This is a genomic window from Stenotrophomonas sp. BR163, from assembly GCF_047520985.2.
GTDB classification, from domain to species: domain Bacteria; phylum Pseudomonadota; class Gammaproteobacteria; order Xanthomonadales; family Xanthomonadaceae; genus Stenotrophomonas; species Stenotrophomonas sepilia.
Window position 1 is genome coordinate 111512 of the sequence record NZ_JAXBRE020000002.1, and the last position, 14912, is coordinate 126423.

Genomic DNA, 14912 nt, shown 5'->3' on the forward strand with positions numbered 1-14912 from the left:
GGCCCGGCATTGCCGGGCCTTCTGTCTGCCCGCCCGATCAGCGGAACCGGTAGTCCAGCTGCAGCCAGTACTGGCGGCCATACGGGTCGTAGTTGCCGACCGGGTAGAACGGCCAGCCGCCCCTGTTCCTGTCCGCCGGCGGGCGGCTGTCACGCAGGTTGTTGACGATCACGCCCACCGACAGGTTCTCGCCGAACTGGCGGAACACGCTGGCGTTGTAGGTCATGTACGGCGCGATGCGGCCACTGCCATCGGTCTTCGGCAGTGAACCGAAACGATTGCCGTACAGCGTGGTGGTCCAGTCGCCCTGGTTCCAGGTGATGCTGCCATTGGCCTTGCTGCGCCACTGGTAGTCATCCAGTGAATTGCGGATGTCACGCTCCGGATCATCGGAGAACTGCCGGTATTTATGCTCCAGCACCACGGTATAGGCCAGGCGCGTGGTGAAGCGGCCATAGCGGCCGGCGTCGAAGCGCCAGTTGCCTTTCAGGTCCAGGCCGCGCACCGACTCGGAGGCCGCGTTGATCGGATTGATCAGCACGCGGGTTACCTGGTCCGGCTGCACCGTGGCATTGGACGGGTTGCGGATCACCCGCGACAGCGCGTCCTGGCACAGCGGTGAACCGATATCGCGCGCTTCGCCACCCAACGTGCGGCCCAGGCGGCAATCGGCTTCATCACGAAGAATACGGCTGGTGTCGAGGCTGGTGACCTCATTGTCGATGCGGATGTCGTAGTAGTCAGCACTGAAGTCCAGCCCGGACAGCGGCGACCAGACCACGCCGAAGCCATAGGATTTGGCGGTTTCCGGCTGCAGCTGTGCGTTGGCACGGTTGCTGTAGTCGATCGACAGGCCGTTGTAGTCGCAGTTGTCGTACGACTGGCCTGCTGTACGGCAGCGCCAGTAATCGGTCATGCCCGGGTTGTAGCCGCGGGTCTCGGTGGCAAACACGTAGTTCATGTCCGGCGCACGGAAGCTGGTCGCAGCAGAGCCGCGGATCAACAGGCTCTCGATCGGGCGGAACTCGACGCCGAAGCTCCAGGTCGCCTTGCCGATGTGCTCGCCGCCTGCGCGGTACTGGTCGTAGCGGCCGGCCAGCGTGGTGGTCAGCGATTGCAGCAACGGCAACTGCAGTTCAACGCCGGCCGCATAGCGATCACGGTCACCGCCGGCACCGATACCGGCGCTGGTGTTCCAGAACTCGCCGGTGCCCAGGCGCGGGTCCGGGCGGTTGCGGTAGCCCTGGCTGCCGGCCTCGACCACCGCCGCCAGCGCAGCATCGCCGCCCGGCAGTGCGAACAGGCGGCCATTGATGCTGGCGCTGAAGGTCTGCAGCCACGCCGCGTTGCGACTTTCCTGATAGTCGGACAGGCCCTCGTACTCGTTCGGAGTCAAAGGCTTGAACAGGCGCACCGGGTCCGGCGCATAGACCTCCACGCCATTGCGCACGCCCAGCTTCGGGCCCAGCAGGTACTCGTTGATGCCGGCCAGCAGCACCGGGCGACGGGTGCGGTTCTCGTAGCGCGACCGGATGTAGACCGCCTCGTAGTCCCAGCCGCTGTCGCCGATCTGGCCGCGCGCGCCCAGGTTGAACGACCACGAGTTCTCCAGGAACCGATTGGCATTGCGCGGCAGGCCACCGATTTCCTCCGGCGCGAAGCGGCGGTACCAGCTCTCCAGGTTCCCGCTGTTCTGGTTGTAGAAGTAGTTGCGTGACGACGTCCAGGTCGGCGCGCGCGTGTTGTTGTAGATGCGCGCGCTGCCCACGGCGACATCGGCGAACAGGTCGGTGGTGTCGTTGACGTGGTAGGTCAACAGGCCATAGCCATTGAGGTTGCGCTTCTGGGTCTGCACGGTCCAGTAGCTGGCGGCGGCCTCGTTGCTGCCGCAGTACCAGCCCTGGCGCGGGTTGTTGGCACGGAACACGCTGCCGCCATAAATGTCCGACGCTGCGTCGCAGCCGCTCACGCCCGGATCGATGTTGCGGCCGGTGGCAGCATTGCGGCGATAGGCGATCGCGGTCGCCTGCGGCGCCTTGCCGGCCGGATCATCGTCCAGTGAATCCATGAAGTCGCGTTGGCGCGCGTGGATCGCCTTGCGCACGTCGAACTCGAAGCCGAACAGCGCATCCCAACGCTCCCCGGAACTGCCACCGACCACCTGCGCGCGCTGGTTGTCACCCCCGCCCTGCTGGGTGCCGCCGGCGCGCACGTTCACGTCCACGCCTTCAAAGCGGTCCTTGAGGATGATGTTGACCACGCCGGCGATGGCATCGGAGCCATACACCGCCGACGCACCCGCAGCGAGCACCTCGATGCGCTCGATCAGGGCGCTGGGAATGTTGGCCAGGTTGACCACGTTCACCGAGCCCTCGTAGGCCAGCGGGTAGTCGGCCTGGCGGCGGCCGTTGACCAGCACCAGCGTGCGGTTCGGACCCAGTCCACGCAGGTTGATGGTGTTGGCGGCCGGCGTGAACGTATTGCCGAAGTCCTCGCCCTGCACGTTGCCGGTGTTCTCGGTCAGCGCGCTCAGCGCGTCGAAGGCATTGCGGTAGCCCTGCGCATCGATCTGCTCGCGGCTGATCACCGTCACCGGCGAGGGCCCCTCGACACTGGCACGGGGAATGCGCGAGCCGGTGACCTTCACTTCCTGCAATGTGGTGGGTGCGCTTTCCTGCGCGAAGGCCGGCAGCGAGACCAGCATCAGGGACGACAGCGCGAGCACCAGCGGACGCGGGCGCAACGCCTTGTGGGAGGCGGACATGGGCTTCCTGGGGGAGTGGGCGGGTGGTACGGGGGAGCCGTGGCCTGTGCGGCACATAACGATCCCGTAACGAAAGTGTCCTGAATGGGTGGTTTCAACGGAAATGACCAGCCCTGATGGGCTTATGCCTGAACCGAATCAGACCCCCGGCGCCGCTCACCGCATTTTTGCAATGTTTTGAATGGTGCAGGGGGGCGGGCACGGCCATCGTGCCGGGGATGATGATCCCGTATCCCACCTCGCTTCTCCCCCCGTTGCGGCCGGTGCTGCGCCGTCACCTGCTGCAGCTGCAGGCCGCACCGGTCACCCTGCGCCCGTTCCAGCGTACCGACCTGCCGCGCTGGCGCCTGTTCGATGATCGCCGCCGGCGCGGCCGACGCCATCCGGCGGGTATCGACGAGGAAGCCCGCTTCCTGGCCCACATGCACCGCTCGCGGCTGGAGCAGGACAACGATCAGCTGATGCTGGGGGTATTCGATGACGAGCACGGCACCGTGCTGGACCAGTTGCATGTCCGCCTGCAGTGCTTGCATACGCGCTGCGCCGAGCTGCTGTCGCTGCAGCATTGGCACCCGCACGCGGATGCAGCGCTGCGGGCGCTGTGCCCGTTCCTGTTCGAGGATGTGGGCGTGCACCGCCTGTTCGTGATGCTGCCACCGGACTGCAGCAGCCCGTTCGCCACTGCACTGCACGCCTTCGGCTTCGAACAGGAAGGGCTGCTGCGCGACCACCACCTGGATCTGGACGGTTGGCAGGATCGCCAGCTGCTGGCACTGACCGCGCCGGTCTGGCGCAGCCGCCAGCACCCCGAGAGTTAGCGGACCCGCTCCAGCGATGCACCTGCGCCGGTCAGCACTGCGCAGGCGTGGTCCTGCAGCTCTTCAGCGCTGGCCTCATTGCCGGTGCCGGGGTCCACACGGGTGGCCAGCAGGATGAAACCCGGGCCACCCTGCACCGGATCCCGTCCCGCCACCACCAGGCTCCACTGGCCCACGTCGTCCACGCCGGCGAGGTCATAGGCCAGCAGATTGAGCGGATTGGCGGTCAGTTCCGCGCCCGGCAACAGGCGGGCCTGGTACTGATGACCGCGCAGCGGCACCGGCAACGGTGACCACTGGCTGCCCAGGGCAGCGGCATGCACGTCCAACGCCTGCAACACGTCGCCACGCAGGCAATCCACGTGGATATGCAGCTGGTGCTGCGAACGGCCGTGCGGCGAGTTCAATGCCAGGCTCGCGACGTTGCGCGGCAGCGGTTGCCGCAAGGCTTGTTCGGTGTGGCTGCGCGCCTGCCAGGCCGCAGCGAAGTAGTTCGGCGCCCCACGCTGGTAAAGACCGCGGTTCTCGATGCCACTTACCTTGTCCAGCGGCATCAGCAGAAACTGGTAGTCACCGTGTGCATCCTTGACCAGCACGTCACGGCGGCCGGCTGCCGTCTCCACCCGCAGGCAGCTGCCGCGCGGGCCGTCAGCTGCCTGGCAGTCACGCTCGATCAGGCGCCACAGCGCATCGGAATGGACGGGCTGCAGAGGCGGCGCGCTCGCACAGGCGGACAACAGCAGCAGGGGCGACAGCAGCAGGGGCGACAGCAGCAACGAGCGCAGGGACACGGCGGCGACTCAGGGAACAGGCACGGCAGGCGGCGCCGCACTGCATTCTAGCCAGCGCGGTGCAGCAATCAGTAGGTGCCGAACGGCACTTCAACCACGATCGGAGCCACGCCCTCGTCCGCCTGCAGGGTGTAGCGGTCCAGTGCGCCATCATCTTCGGCGTGCGGCTGGCGCTGGAAATGCAGGGGATAACGGTCATCACCCAGGCGCACGGCGCTGCCATCGGCCTCCAGCGCGGCACCTTCGGGAATCAGCAGCCCCCCCAGGTCGCTGTAGGCCCCCGGCACATCGGTGAAACCATAGTCAGCCAGCTCATCCACGCGCTGCATCGCATAGACGTGCGGCAGGTAGGGGCGTGCCGGGCTGCGGCCATTGCTGAGGTCGGTCACCCAGGCCTGTGGCAGGTGGTATTGCTCGCGCAGTGCGGCCACGCCCAGCGACGGGCTGGCCACCTGCAGGCAGCACACCGCGCGCTTGCCCTCACGATCGACAATGGCGAATCGATCGCCGCGGGTGGCGGCCTGCGGCAGCATCGCGAACGCCAGGTTGCGCTGGGCGGGTGCGTAGCCTGCCTCGGTCTGCAGGTTGCGCCAGGCACCGAACACCGGCGCTTCCGCAGCGGCGTCCGGCGCCGGTTCGATGGCAGAGGCGGCAAACGCCACGCCCAGCACCGACACTGCCAGTACCCTTCTCGCCCTGCGCTTGTCGCGCAAACTGCCTGCCGTCATAGCGTATCCAACACCTGCACCGGAATGGCCCGGCCTGCCCGCTGGCGTGCTGCCAGCCATCCCTGCCACTATGCAATGACCACGCTGTGCCGGCAATGACCGGAGTGCTGACGCCTTTCGCGCGACGGGTGCTATCGTTCCGCCCATCTTCCCTGCGCAGGAGCGCTCGCATGTCCGCCTTCCGTCTGTCCCTGCTACTGCCTGCGTCGGCCCTGCTGCTGTCGGCCTGCGTCAGCACCCCTGGCCCGCAGGTCAAGGGTACCGGCCACTGCGATGCCAGCCAGCTGGGCTGGGCAATCGGCCAGCCGGCCAATGAGCCCAACATCCGCCGCCTGTCCAGCGAGAGCGGCGCCGGCCTGGTCAACCCGATCGGCCCCAGCACCATCACCACCAAGGACATCCGCCAGGACCGCCTGCGCGTGTTCGTGGACAAGGACAACATCATCACCGCTACCCGCTGCGAGTAAGCGCCGCCTCAGTTTTCGTAGAGCCGAGCCCACGCTCGGCTGCTCTGCGGTCGGGCCACGCGAGAACCCGAGTCGAGCATGGCTCGGCTCTCCAGGGCTCAGGGTTCGGTATACCCCGCGCAGTCCGGCAGCGCCTGGTCGGGGTGGAACACCCCATCAGTGAAGCGGAACAGCCGCGTGTAGCTGCATGCCGGGTCCTGCTCGGTGCGCAGGTCCTGCTTCTTCAGCGGCCCCCTGGCCAGCGAATCCTCGAAGCGCGAAACACCGGCCGGGAACCGGGTCGCCACGGTCTGGTAGCGCAGCACCGGCATGCCCTCGGCCACCGGATCCAGCCCGAGCTTGGCCGAGAACCCGTATTCGTCGTGGCAGGCGCCTGCGCGCTGCTTCATGTCCTGCTCGCTGAAACACGCACGGATCATCGCATTGCCCAGCCATGGCACGGTCAGCACGTCGTCGTCCACCTGGATGTCGTCCTGCAGGTGGCGCACGCGTGCCAACTGCAGCGTGGACGCGTCCGCACCTCCACCGGAGTACATGGTGCTGAACTTGACGATGCCGCCCACCAGCACATTCTGGCGGGCGCGCTGCTGCGGGTCGGTCACTGTTTCGTCGCTGCCCGCGCCCGGCGCCAGGCGCACGATCCACGGCCACAGTGACAGGTCGGCTTCCTGCGGCACGTCGATGCTGACGTGGTAGGTGTGCGGCTTGCCCTGGCCCTGCACCTTCTCAAGCACTTCCAGCACGCTCGGCCGGTCACCCTCCTCGGCGACCGGCTGCACGCGCACGCACCAGTTGCCGTCCCGCGTGCAGTCGTAAAGCCCCGATGGTCCAGTCTCACTCGCGATCAGCACCTGCCCCAGCGGTTCCATCACATTGCCGGCGGCATCGCGCTGCTGCGGCAGGATAGAAGACTGCGCCAGCACTAGCAGCGGGGTCGCCAGCAATGCAGCGCACAGGGCGGCGCGGACGGGAATGGAAGGCATGGGCGGCTCCTGTGGCTGGGATTCCGATGGTAACCGCTACCCGGACGGCGGCGGGCCTGCCCGGCATCGCCCTTGTAGCGTCGAGCCATGCTCGACTACCCTTTCCGTCCTCAATGCCCACTGCAATCGCAGCTGCACCACCCCTTCGCCTTCGACGTCTGACCAATACCCGGGTTGAAGGTATTGCTCGGGTCCAGCTGCTTGTAGAACCCGGCCAGCGCCGGCTTGGCCGGGTACAGGTGGCCGACGTTGTGCTCGGCCGGATACTCGGCGCCACGCTGGTCCAGCAGCGCCCACATCGCATGCTCGATCGCCATCGGGTCTTCACCTTTGCGCGCGATGTAGTCCTGGTGGAACACGTGGCACAGGAAGTGGCCGTAGTACAGCTTGTGCAGCAGGCGCGCGTCGATATCCGCCGGTAGCTGCTCGAACCAGTCGGCATCGTCACGTCGCAGCGCGATGTCCAGCGCGACGATGTCCTGCACCTGGTCACGATGCACTTCACGGTAGCGCACCGCGGCACCGGCCACGGCAAAGCGATGCAGGAACGCCTTGCGTCCCTCCTCCGCCGTGCAGTGGAAATAGCCGCCTTCGTGGCCGGCGAAGAAGCTGCGTAGCCAGGCCTCGGTTTCCGCAGCGTCCTGGGCAGAGACCTTCAGCAACAGGTGATGCTCGTAGCGCTGGCGGAACTCGCCCATGCGCTTGGGCAGGTGCGAGGGCAGCAGGCCCGTCAGCACCTGCATCACACGGTCGGTCACGCCGCGCAGGCCCAACCGCTCGAACCAGCCATCGACACGGCTCTTCAACGCGAACGCGGCGGGCACGCGGGAAGTGCCAAGGCGGTCGATCAGCAGGAAGCTGTCCTTGCCGTAGCGCTCGCCGATATCATAGGCATCGCGGTGGATGTACTCGCCGGCAATCGGCAGGCGCTCGAAGCCGGTCAGCAGCTGGCGCCGGATCGCGGTGAGGCTGTCGGTGCGGTTGCTGCCTATATAGAAGACCTCGGCAGCCTCCTTCTCGAAGGTGTCCAGGCGCACCGCGAACACTGCCAGCTTGCCGGCAGATCCCGCTGCCTCGAAGTGGCGGCTGGGATCTGCATTGAAGCGTGCGGGAGTATCGGCACCGACTTTGCGTACTTCCTCGGCATAGCGTGGATCGGAAGCCGCACGGCCGTCGCCATCGCCCACGTCGGCGGCCGTGTAGTCACCGGCCTGCAGGCGCTGCAGGATCTGCTCGGGCGTATCACCCAGCGCGATGCCCAGATGATTGACCAGCTGCAGCTGGCCCTGCGCATCGACCTGCGCATACAGTGCCAGCTCGGTGTAGGCCGGGCCGCGGCGCACCAGCGCACCGCCGGAGTTGTTGCAGATGCCGCCCAGCACCGAGGCACCGATGCAGGACGAGCCGATCACCGAATGCGGTTCGCGACCCAGCGGGGCCAGCGTCTGCTCCAGGCGGTCCAGCGTGGCACCCGGCAGGCACAGCACCTGGCGGCCTTCGTTCAACAACTGGATGCCGGTCAGGCGCAGCGTGCTGACCAGCACGATCGGCCGGCCATAGTCATCGCCGTCCGGGGTCGAGCCGCCGGTCAGGCCGGTGTTGGCCGCCTGCAGGATGATCGCCGCGCCGCGCTGCACCGCTGCCTGCAGCACGCGCCACAGTTCCAGCAGCGTCCCCGGGCGCACCACCGCCAGCACTGGGCCATCGCCGAAGCGGTAGCCGCGACGGAAGCGCCGCGTGGCCTTGTCGCCGGTCAGTACATGGCGATTGCCGACCGCATCGCGCAACTGTGCCAGCACGGCGTCGTGGCCGCTCATGGCAGGCTGACCAGCGAATCGCGGCCGATGTCGGCGATGCGGTGCGCACCGGTCAGGATCATCGCCACGCGCATTTCCTTGGCGATCAGGTCCAGCAGGTTGGCCACGCCGGCCTCGCCCTGCGCGGCCAGCGCATAGATGAAGGCGCGGCCCAGCAGCACGGTATCGGCCCCCAGCGCCAGCATGCGCACCACGTCCAGGCCAGTGCGGATGCCGGAGTCGGCGAGGATCTTCAGGTCGCCCTGCACCGCATCGGCGATGGCCGGCAACGCACGTGCGGTGGACAGCACGCCGTCCAGCTGGCGGCCACCGTGATTGGAGACCACGATGCCATCGGCACCGAACTTCACCGCATCACGCGCGTCATCCGGGTCGAGGATGCCCTTGATCACCATCGGGCCCTTCCAGAATTCGCGGATCCACTCCAGGTCCTTCCACGAAATGGAGGGATCGAAGTTGCTGCCCAGCCAACCGATGTAATCCTCCAGCCCGGTCGGGTTGCCGCGGTAGGTGGAGATGTTGCCGAGGTCATGCGGGCGGCCGAACAGGCCCACGTCCCACGCCCAGTGCGGATGGGTGATGGCCTGGCCGATACGGCGCAGCGAGGCATTCGGGCCGCTCATGCCCGAGTGTGCATCGCGGTAGCGCGCGCCCGGCACCGGCATGTCCACGGTGAACACCAGCGTGGTCACGCCGGCGGCCTGCGCCCGCTCCAGCGCGTTGCGCATGAAGCCACGGTCGCGCAGCACGTACAGCTGGAACCACATCGGCCGCTGGATGGCCGGTGCCACTTCCTCGATCGGGCACACCGACACCGTGGACAGGGTGAACGGGATGCCGCGGCTGTCGGCCGCGCGCGCCGCCTGTACCTCGCCGCGCCGCGCATACATTCCGGTCAGGCCGACCGGCGCCAGCGCCACCGGCATCGCCAGTTTTTCGCCGAACAGCTCGGTTTCCAGGCTCAGGTCGGACATGTTGCGCAGGATGCGCTGGCGCAGCGCGATGTCGGACAGGTCGGAAACGTTGCGCTTCAGCGTGTGCTCGGCATACGCGCCGCCATCGATGTAGTGGAACAGGAACGGCGGCAGCCGGCGTTCGGCAGCAGCACGGTAATCGGTGGAGGCGGAGATGATCATGGGGTCAACCGTGGGGGGAAGGCAGGCGCGAGGCCCGCGCACGCCGGGCTTCGTTGTCATCGAGGGTGCGCAGCGTGGTGTGCACGAACTCGAGGTGGGCATGCGCGGCGGCGCGCGCGCGTTCGGGGTCGCCGGCCAGCACCGCATCCATCATCTCGCGGTGCTGGTCGGACAGCGGCGAGAAGGTCCTCGCCGAGGTGTAGAGCTTTTCGCGGCTCTGCGAGATGTTGGTCTGCAGCAGTTCGAACAGCCCGCGCATCACCTGCAGCAGCACCAGGTTGTGCGAGGCCTCGGCGATGGACAGGTGGAAGGCCGCGTCGGCCTCGGCCTCGCCGGTGGGGTCGTCCTTGCCGTGCGCATCCATCATGGTCCGGAAGGCCTGTGCGATGCGCGCGCGGTCCTCGTCGGTGGCCCGCAGCGCCGCATGCCAGGCGGTGGCACCTTCCAGCGCGTGGCGGATCTCCAGCACGTCGAAGCGGTATTCCGGGTCGCCCTGGAACAGCGGCAGGTACGGCGCCAGCGGTTCATCCAGCGCCTGCCGCGCGCGTGCCGCAGGCTCGGCCACGTAGGTGCCGCCACCGACCCGTGCGGTCAACAGACCCTGGCTGGCCAGCTGCGCGATGGCCTCGCGCAAGGCCGTGCGCGAGACCCCCAGCTGCACCGCCAGGGTGCGCTCGGCCGGCAGCCGGTCACCCGGCTGCAGCCGTTGTTCCTGCACCAGGCCGCGCAGCTGCGCAGCCACCTTGTCCGAAATACGTTGCGTGCTCATGGTGCCATTGTGGCCCGAAGCGCGCAGCGGGTGGTCGGCCAGCCGCGCATGGCTCAGGGAATCATCCAGGTCAGCCAGTAAGCCTGGGCCAGGGTGATCAGGCCGACCATCGTGGTGAAGATCAGGCTGTGCTTGACCGTGAAGCGGAACAGATCCGACTCCTTGCCGGCCAGGCCGACCGCCGCGCAGGCAATGGCGATCGACTGCGGCGAGATCATCTTGCCTGTGACACCGCCGGTGGTGTTGGCCGCCACCAGCAGCACGTCGGACACGCCGATCTGCTGTGCGGTGGTGGCCTGCAGTGCCGAGAACAAGGCATTGGACGAGGTATCCGAACCGGTCAGGAACACGCCCAGCCAGCCCAGGAACGGTGAGAAGAACGGGAACGCGTCGCCGGTATGCGCCAGCGCCAGGGCTAACGTGGCAGACAGTCCCGAGTAGTTGGCGATGAAGGCGAACGCCAGCACCATGCCAATCGAGTAGATCGGCATGCGCAGCTCACGCACGGTCTCGCCGAAGGTCTGCAGCGCCGAACGTGCAGGCATGCGCAGCACGATGATGGCAATCACCCCGGCCAGGATGATCGAGGTACCGGTGGCCGAGAACCAGTCGAACTTGTAGATGGCGTCATAGCTCAGGGGCGCATCCACAATCGGTGGCATCTTCTGTACCATCCGGTCCAATCCTGGCACCGGGATCTTCAGCACCCAGCCTTCCAGCGGACCGCCCGCCGCGAACAGCGACTTGAACGGCTTGATGCTCCACAGCGTGACCATCGCGGTGAGGATCAGGAACGGCGACCATGCCCTGGCGATCTGGCCGACGCTGTGGCGCGGTGCCTCCAGTGCCTGTGCGGCCGCCTCGGCGCTGGTTTCGGTGTCGAAACGGAAGATCCGCACCGGCTTCCAGCGGCGCAGGAACAAGGTCAGGCACACCAGCGACGCCAGCGACGCGGTGATGTCCGGCAGTTCCGGGCCGATGAAATTGGAGGTCAGGTACTGCGCGATGGCGAACGAACCACCCGCAACCAGCACCGCCGGCCAGGTCTCCTTGATACCGCGCCAACCATCCATGATCGCCATGATCCAGAACAGCACGATGATGGTCAGGAACGGCAACTGGCGGCCGGCCATCTGGCCGATCTCGAATGCGTCCAGGCCGGTGACCTGCCCGGCCACGATGATCGGAATGCCCATCGCGCCGAACGCTACCGGCGCGGTGTTGACGATCAGGCACAGGCCGGCGGCATACAGCGGCTTGAAGCCCAGCCCGACCAGCAACGCTGCGGTGATCGCCACCGGCGCACCGAAACCGGCCGCCCCTTCCAGGAAGGCGCCAAAAGCGAAGCCGACCATCAGCATCTGTAGGCGCTGATCTTCGGTCACCGAGAGGATCGAGGCGCGGATGATGTCGAACTGCCCGGTCTTGACCGAAACTTTGTAGAGGAACACCGCACCGATGATGATCCACGCGATGGGCCACAGGCCGTAGACGAAACCGAAGCCGGCCGCGCCCAGCGCCTGGGGCACCGGCATGCGGTAGAACAACAGGGCCACGCTGAGTGCGATGGCCACGGTGATCGTGCCGGCCAGCCAGCCCTTCATGCGCAGCACTGCCAGGGCAACGAAGAAGAACGCGATCGGCATCAGCGCGATCAGGCTCGACAACCACAGGTTGCCGGCGGGGTCGTACAGGTGTTGCCAAGGCTGCATGAAGACTCTCGACTGGAAACGGAAGGAGCCCACCGCAGGCGGTGGGTCGCCGTGGCCGTCGATCATTGGTATTACCATTAATGATCGCGATCAGACCACTTGCAGCGGATTTAACCGCTACTCCGACGAAGAGCCTATTAGACCATAGGGCTAGCCCTTTATTGGTCTGACCATTGGGGCCTTCATGGTGGTGCCGGCCGCTGGCCGGCAACTCGACCTTCCCTACGAGATCCGTTTCTCCAACCGCCGCATCACCGCCAGCACCAGCACGCACAGCACGCTGACCCCGATCGCGATCACGTACTTGCTGATCCCCACCGCAATCCCGATCGCCGCCGCCATGATCAGCGAACTGGCCGTGGTCAAGCCGCTGACCTGGTCCTCGCGTGAGCCGCGCAGAATGGTGCCAGCGGCCACGAAGCCCACGCAGGCCACCACCGCTTCGATCAGGCGCACCGGATCAACCTGCAGCAGATCGCGGTAACGCTCCTGCTGGAAATGCTCGGCCACCGAGTCGCCGAGACCGACGATCAATGCCGCCGCTCCGGCAATGAGCATGTGCGTACGTAGGCCGGCGGCGTGCTTGCCCATTTCCCGCTCGACACCGAGCACACCGCCGAACAGCATCGCTGCGGCTACGCGCAGCAGGATCGAGACATCCTGGGTGAGTTCCATAGGCAGGCTCCGGGAATTTCCCTGAGCGTCGCGTGGCATGCGTGGCACAGAGGTGAAGGCCACCCCACAGTGCGTTCACCCGGTAGCGCCGGGCGATGCCCTGGGATGCCGTAACCGGCGTTCAGCGCATCACTGCGCGAGGTAGCCACCATCGATGGCGTAGTACGTGCCGGTCGCGAACGAGGCATCGTCGCTGGCCAGCCAGGCTACCAGCGCGGCCACTTCCTGCGGCGTACCCAGCCGCTTCAACGCGTGCCGCCCTTCCAGCGTGGCGCGCACCTTCGGGTCCATCTTCTCCAGCAGTGGCGTGCTGATGAAGCCCGGACCCACCGCGTTGACACGGATGCCGTCAGCCGCATGTTCCCACGCTGCGGTCTGGGTCAGCCCGACCACGCCGTGCTTGGCCGCCACATACGCGGTGGAGCCGGCATAGCCCACCTGGCCCAGGATCGAAGCCATGTTGATGATGCTGCCGCCCGTGCCTGCAGCGCGCATGGCCTGGATCTGCGCACGCTGGCACAGGAACACGCTGGTGAGGTTGACATCGATCACGCGCTGCCAGCCATCAATCGGATAGTCGCCGCTGCTGGCCGCCGGCCCGCTGATGCCGGCGTTGTTGACCGCCACGTGCAGGCCGTCGAGTTCCTTGATCGTGCGCTGCACCGCTGCCTCCACCGCCGCCTCGTCGGTGACGTCCAGCGCGATGCCGATGGCCTGTACACCCGAATTGCGCAACTGCGCCACGGTGGCATCCACTGCATCCTGCTTCAGGTCCCAGACCGAGATACGGGCACCGGATGTGGCCAGTGTCTGGGCCACGGCCAGGCCGATGCCCGACACGCCGCCGGTCACGATCGCGGTCTTGCCGGTCAACTGGTAATCAATCATCTACATTCTCCATCGGTGGGGGTATCAAAGTGGCCTGCAACAGCCAACCGACCCACCCTACGCGCACGCCCGTGATGGTCGGGCTGACATCGCATCTCCAGATCGTTCCAGCCATGAAACCTCAACCGCAGTTTATGTATGGAACTGCGTACGGATATGCGTGCAAAACGCCGGCGTATGTTCTTCGGCATTTTCACTTTGGCCGTAATCGCCAATCGTTTTGACCTTATCGAAGTCAAAAGCGCGCGAATCGCGGCGACAATGGGAAACGCTTCCAGATTCTTCGACACATTCAATTCAACCTGTGTTTGCGCAGAGCGATGTCCCGATATTTCACTTTTGCTGATTACCGCCAGTTCGGCGAACGCCATGGCTACGACTACCGGATCGAAGGGAGTGAACTGCGCGACGACCAATGGGCAGGGCGTGGCGACGTCCACGAACAGTCACTGCGCGGTGGCCTGGGCCTGATCGCCTCGGACGTGCACAACCGGTTCACCTACACGGCCACCGCTGTGCACGATGCCGGCCTGACCATCCGCCTGATGCTTCAGGGCGAAGTGGATGTCCAGTTTCCTCGTCGCAAGGGGTTCACCCTGCGCGCCGGCACAGGCATGACCACCAGCCACCATGAACCTGTGTCGATGGCCGGGCTGCATCCCGGTGGCAGCCACCTGCGCGGGGTCAGCTTGAGCGTACCGGCCGATCTGGACGTGGACATGCTGCGCCTGCCGGCACTGCAACGGGTCCTTCATTCCCCTCTGCAGTGCCGCCACTGGGCCATTCCGCATGCCTTGCTGCCGACGCTCGCCCAATTGTTCGACAGTCCCTGGCAGGACGACATCGATGCGCTGTGGCGCGAAGGCGTGGCCCTGCAGGTGTTGGCCGTCGGCCTGCAGGCCGAGGATATGCAGACCGAACATGTACGCACGCTGCGCGCCGGCCAGCGCGAGCGGCTGGAGCGCGTGCGTGCCTACCTGCATGACGACCCCAGCCATGCCCACAGCCTGATCGAACTGGCCCAGCTGGCCTGCATGAGTCCCAGTTCGCTGCGTCGCCACTTCGCCCAGCAGTACGGCTGCTCGGTGTTCGACTACCTGCATGAGCAGCGCATGCGCCATGCCGAACAGGGCCTGCGCGAAAACGGATGGACCGTCGAGCAGGCTGCCGCCGCCAGCGGCTACCGCCACCCCAGCAACTTCGCCGCCGCGTTCCGCAAGCGCTTCGGCCTGGTCCCCAGCCGCTGGCGCACGGGCCCGTCGAAGGTGGGCTGAAGGCCCGGGCCCTGGTAGGTGTCGACCTTGGTCGACACGCGCTGAAAGCGATCATATTCCCGGCACATCTTTGCGCATGTCGCAGATGCC

General features: G+C 66.5%; 13 protein-coding genes. 3 read left to right on the top strand and 10 right to left on the bottom strand.

Features of this window, described 5'->3' with window-relative positions; translation table 11 throughout:
- Positions 1-37: 37 nt before the first annotated feature.
- Positions 38-2764: a TonB-dependent receptor plug domain-containing protein gene (locus ACM0PY_RS01855; protein WP_180885440.1), complete on the bottom strand. Its 2727-nt coding sequence runs from the start codon at positions 2762-2764 to the stop codon at positions 38-40.
- A 218-nt stretch (positions 2765-2982) separates the two neighbouring features.
- Between ACM0PY_RS01855 and ACM0PY_RS01860 the strand changes: the two genes are divergently transcribed.
- Complete coding sequence (locus tag ACM0PY_RS01860; protein WP_072167476.1) at positions 2983-3582, top strand: GNAT family N-acetyltransferase; 600 nt, start codon at positions 2983-2985, stop codon at positions 3580-3582.
- Here ACM0PY_RS01860 and ACM0PY_RS01865 read toward each other — a convergent pair.
- Both ACM0PY_RS01865 and ACM0PY_RS01870 read right to left on the bottom strand, forming a co-directional pair.
- Positions 3579-4358, bottom strand: coding sequence for a CDP-diacylglycerol diphosphatase (locus tag ACM0PY_RS01865; protein WP_180885451.1), 780 nt, complete (start codon positions 4356-4358; stop codon positions 3579-3581). The genes ACM0PY_RS01860 and ACM0PY_RS01865 overlap by 4 nt on opposite strands.
- Before the next feature lie 83 nt (positions 4359-4441).
- Positions 4442-5101, bottom strand: a complete 660-nt coding sequence (locus tag ACM0PY_RS01870; protein WP_180885442.1) for a decarboxylase — start codon at positions 5099-5101, stop codon at positions 4442-4444.
- Positions 5102-5271: 170 nt separating this feature from the next.
- Between ACM0PY_RS01870 and ACM0PY_RS01875 the strand changes: the two genes are divergently transcribed.
- Complete coding sequence (locus ACM0PY_RS01875; RefSeq protein ID WP_134971852.1) at positions 5272-5568, top strand: hypothetical protein; 297 nt, start codon at positions 5272-5274, stop codon at positions 5566-5568.
- A 98-nt stretch (positions 5569-5666) separates the two neighbouring features.
- Here the strand turns inward: ACM0PY_RS01875 and ACM0PY_RS01880 are convergent, their stop codons facing one another.
- From ACM0PY_RS01880 to ACM0PY_RS01910, 7 genes are all read right to left on the bottom strand, one after another.
- Positions 5667-6551, bottom strand: coding sequence for a hypothetical protein (locus ACM0PY_RS01880; RefSeq protein WP_235646687.1), 885 nt, complete (start codon positions 6549-6551; stop codon positions 5667-5669).
- Between the two features lie 110 nt (positions 6552-6661).
- Positions 6662-8368: a D-lactate dehydrogenase gene (dld, locus tag ACM0PY_RS01885; protein ID WP_414609366.1), complete on the bottom strand. Its 1707-nt coding sequence runs from the start codon at positions 8366-8368 to the stop codon at positions 6662-6664.
- Positions 8365-9504, bottom strand: coding sequence for an FMN-dependent L-lactate dehydrogenase LldD (lldD, locus tag ACM0PY_RS01890; RefSeq protein WP_134971846.1), 1140 nt, complete (start codon positions 9502-9504; stop codon positions 8365-8367). Before lldD ends, dld begins: the two co-directional genes overlap by 4 nt.
- A 4-nt stretch (positions 9505-9508) precedes the next feature.
- Complete coding sequence (gene lldR, locus ACM0PY_RS01895) at positions 9509-10273, bottom strand: transcriptional regulator LldR (protein WP_134971844.1); 765 nt, start codon at positions 10271-10273, stop codon at positions 9509-9511.
- A 53-nt stretch (positions 10274-10326) separates the two neighbouring features.
- Positions 10327-11985, bottom strand: coding sequence for an L-lactate permease (lldP, locus tag ACM0PY_RS01900; RefSeq protein WP_134971842.1), 1659 nt, complete (start codon positions 11983-11985; stop codon positions 10327-10329).
- Between the two features lie 222 nt (positions 11986-12207).
- Entirely contained in the window at positions 12208-12660 is a 453-nt protein-coding gene (locus ACM0PY_RS01905) for an MgtC/SapB family protein (RefSeq protein ID WP_005413774.1), read from the bottom strand.
- Positions 12661-12789: 129 nt separating this feature from the next.
- On the bottom strand, positions 12790-13548 hold the full coding sequence (locus ACM0PY_RS01910; RefSeq protein ID WP_134971840.1) for an SDR family NAD(P)-dependent oxidoreductase: 759 nt from the start codon (positions 13546-13548) through the stop codon (positions 12790-12792).
- 320 nt (positions 13549-13868) lie between these two features.
- On the opposite strand from ACM0PY_RS01910, the gene ACM0PY_RS01915 reads away from it, so the two are divergent.
- Positions 13869-14822, top strand: a complete 954-nt coding sequence (locus tag ACM0PY_RS01915) for a helix-turn-helix transcriptional regulator (protein WP_134971838.1) — start codon at positions 13869-13871, stop codon at positions 14820-14822.
- The last annotated feature ends 90 nt before the right edge of the window (positions 14823-14912 follow it).

Bases quoted from the DNA above. Each gene is read 5' to 3' on its own strand.
- ACM0PY_RS01870 (WP_180885442.1), bottom strand. From the start codon at position 5,101: ATGACGGCAGGCAGTTTGCGCGACAAGCGCAGGGCGAGAAGGGTACTG.
- lldR (WP_134971844.1), bottom strand. From the start codon at position 10,273: ATGAGCACGCAACGTATTTCGGACAAGGTGGCTGCGCAGCTGCGCGGC.
- ACM0PY_RS01875 (WP_134971852.1), top strand. From the start codon at position 5,272: ATGTCCGCCTTCCGTCTGTCCCTGCTACTGCCTGCGTCGGCCCTGCTG.
- lldD (WP_134971846.1), bottom strand. From the start codon at position 9,504: ATGATCATCTCCGCCTCCACCGATTACCGTGCTGCTGCCGAACGCCGG.
- lldP (WP_134971842.1), bottom strand. From the start codon at position 11,985: ATGCAGCCTTGGCAACACCTGTACGACCCCGCCGGCAACCTGTGGTTG.
- ACM0PY_RS01915 (WP_134971838.1), top strand. From the start codon at position 13,869: ATGTCCCGATATTTCACTTTTGCTGATTACCGCCAGTTCGGCGAACGC.
- ACM0PY_RS01905 (WP_005413774.1), bottom strand. From the start codon at position 12,660: ATGGAACTCACCCAGGATGTCTCGATCCTGCTGCGCGTAGCCGCAGCG.
- ACM0PY_RS01880 (WP_235646687.1), bottom strand. From the start codon at position 6,551: ATGCCTTCCATTCCCGTCCGCGCCGCCCTGTGCGCTGCATTGCTGGCG.
- ACM0PY_RS01860 (WP_072167476.1), top strand. From the start codon at position 2,983: ATGATGATCCCGTATCCCACCTCGCTTCTCCCCCCGTTGCGGCCGGTG.
- ACM0PY_RS01855 (WP_180885440.1), bottom strand. From the start codon at position 2,764: ATGTCCGCCTCCCACAAGGCGTTGCGCCCGCGTCCGCTGGTGCTCGCG.
- dld (WP_414609366.1), bottom strand. From the start codon at position 8,368: ATGAGCGGCCACGACGCCGTGCTGGCACAGTTGCGCGATGCGGTCGGC.
- ACM0PY_RS01910 (WP_134971840.1), bottom strand. From the start codon at position 13,548: ATGATTGATTACCAGTTGACCGGCAAGACCGCGATCGTGACCGGCGGC.